The organism is Bradyrhizobium sp. 1 (assembly GCF_023073315.1).
In the GTDB taxonomy this organism is placed as follows: domain Bacteria; phylum Pseudomonadota; class Alphaproteobacteria; order Rhizobiales; family Xanthobacteraceae; genus Bradyrhizobium.
In genome coordinates this window covers 1,000,669-1,003,324 of the sequence record NZ_JADPJH010000033.1, presented here as the reverse complement: position 1 = coordinate 1,003,324, position 2,656 = coordinate 1,000,669, and the positions used below count along the sequence as shown (strand labels likewise).

Annotated in this window: 2 protein-coding genes; both read left to right on the top strand. The window is 63.6% G+C overall.

The features are described 5' to 3' along the window. A partial coding sequence (locus IVB29_RS29920) for a flagellin (protein ID WP_253075713.1) occupies nucleotides 1–837 on the top strand: 837 nt, incomplete at its 5' end. Nucleotides 838–1,162: 325 nt separating this feature from the next. Further along, on the top strand, nucleotides 1,163–2,656 hold a 1,494-nt coding region (locus tag IVB29_RS29915; protein ID WP_247506969.1), incomplete at its 3' end, for a DUF1522 domain-containing protein.

Genomic DNA, 2,656 nt, shown 5'->3' with positions numbered 1-2,656 from the left:
TTCACCGCGGCTCGCAGCGCCGGCACGGGCGGCATCAACGGCAAGAGCTTGACCTTCACCTCCTTCAACGGCGGCACGGCGGTCAACGTCACCTTCGGCGACGGCACCAACGGCACGGTCAAGACGCTCGATCAGCTCAACACGCAGCTCCAGGCCAACAACCTGTCTGCCACGATCGACGCCAACGGCCTGCTGACCATCTCCTCGACCAACGACTACGCGTCTTCGACGCTTGGTTCGGCGGCCGCGGGTGGTGCGATCGGCGGAACGCTGACTTCGTCGCTGACCTTCTCGACGGCTTCCAGCCCCGTCCAGGACACCGTCGCACAGACGACCCGCGCGAACCTGGTCAACCAGTACAACAACATCCTGAACCAGATCGACACGACCTCGCAGGACTCCTCGTTCAACGGTGTGAACCTCTTGAATGGCGACCAGCTCAAGCTGGTGTTCGACGAGACCGGCAAGTCGAACCTGAACATCACGGGTGTGACCTACAACTCCAAGGGTCTGGGCCTCGCCTCGTTGACCAGCGGTGTCGACTTCATCGACAACTCCGCCACCAACAAGGTGCTGTCGAACCTCAACGCGGCGTCGAGCACGCTGCGTTCGGAAGCGTCGAGCCTCGGTTCGAACCTCTCGGTGGTGCAGGTTCGTCAGGACTTCAACAAGAGCCTGATCAACGTGCTGCAGACTGGCTCGTCCAACCTGACGCTGGCCGACACCAACACCGAAGCGGCCAATAGCCAGGCGCTGTCGACCCGCCAGTCGATCGCGGTCTCGGCGCTGTCGCTGGCCAACCAGTCGCAGCAGAGCGTGCTCCAGCTGCTCCGCTAACAAGCGGACAACATCGCAAGCAAGACACGACGGCGGGGCTTCGGCCCCGCCGTTTTCTTTTTGCCTGGAGGAGAGCAGGGGCGTCTTGCCCGGCACTCGAAAAAGTAACCGATGGTTATGGTTAATGGAGCGTAAGCGCCAGGAATTGCCAATGATTTCAGTCTGATTGCCGACCCCGCCAACGCATTGCGACGGTTTATGGTGAACCGGTGCTTACGCGTACGAGTCTCGTTTCACCCTTTGTTAGCCATGTCGCGGCACGCTGTCCCCGTCACTCGATCCGAAGCGATCGAACGAAGACGCGTAAACCAGAAGGGTAAGAGTTATGTCCGGTATTGTTCTCTCTACGTCGGTTCGCCAGAACCTGCTCTCTCTCCAGTCCACCGCCGACCTCCTCGCCACCACACAGAACCGTCTGTCGACCGGCAGGAGCGTCAACTCGGCCCTGGACAATCCCACCAACTTCTTCACGGCACAGTCGCTCGACAACCGCGCCAGCGACATCAACAATCTGCTCGATGGCATCGCCAACGGCGTGCAGGTGCTGCAGGCTGCCAATACCGGCCTGACCTCGCTGCAGAAGCTGATCGACAGCGCGAAGTCGATCGCCAACCAGGCGCTGCAGACCACAGTCGGTTATTCCTCGAAGTCCAGCGTTTCGACTACGATTGCCGGCGCGACTGCGGCCGATCTGCGTGGCACGACGACCTATGCGAGCTCGACTGCGAGCAGCAACGTGTTGTACTCCGGCGCTGCCGGCGGTGCGACCGCTGCGGCTTCGACCACGAAGCTCGGTGGTGTCTCGGGCGTCCTGACCGGCGCCGTGACCCAGGATAACGCCGGTACCCCGGCCAACATCAGCGGCACCACGCTGATCTACGGCGCGGCCGGCGCTCTGACCACGCAGGCCACCACCAAATTCGCGGATGGCGACACCTTTACCGTCAACGGCAAGACCGTCACCGTGAAGTCGGCGGCGACCCCAGGTGCCGCTACTCTGATCGGCGGCACCAGCGGCGTGTTCGGCAACGTGGTCACCGACGGCTCCGGCAATTCGACCGTCTACCTCAACGCCGCCACGACGGTCGGCGACTTCGTGAATGCCTTCGATCTCGCCAGCGGCACGCAGACGGCGACGATCACCTCCACCGCGGGTACTGCGGCCTTCGCTCAGACTTCAGGCCAGACCCAGTCGAGCATCACGGGCGGCCAGATCTTGCTGCAGAGCACGACCGGCGCCGATCTCGTGCTGAGCGGCAAGGCTGACGCCCTGAAGGCGCTTGGCCTCACCGCATCGGTCGGTTCGGGCACCGCGACGGTGCAGGCGAACCGCACCACCGGCACGGGCACGCTGTCCTCGCTGCTCCAGACCAACTCGACGCTGAACGTCGACGGTCATGTCATCAGCTTCAAGGATGGCAATGCGCCGGTTGCGGCCAACGTTCCGGCCGGCTCCGGCGTCGTGGGCAACCTCGTCACCGATGGCAGCGGCAACTCGACCGTCTATCTCGGCGGCGCCACCGTGGCTGACCTGCTCAAGGCGATCGACCTTGCCACCGGCGTGCAGTCTGCATCCAATGCCAGCGGCACCGCGACGGTGACGACGACGACCGGCCAGATCGCCTCGTCGATCAACACGAGCGGCCAGCTCAAACTCTCGACCGGCGTCAATGCCGACCTCGCGATCACCGGCACCGGCAACGCGCTCGCCGCGTTCGGTCTCGCCGGCAACACCGGCAATGCGTCGGCCTTCACGGCGGCGCGCACCTCTGGCACGGGTGGCATCAACGGCAAAGTCTTGACCTTCTCCGCCTTCAAT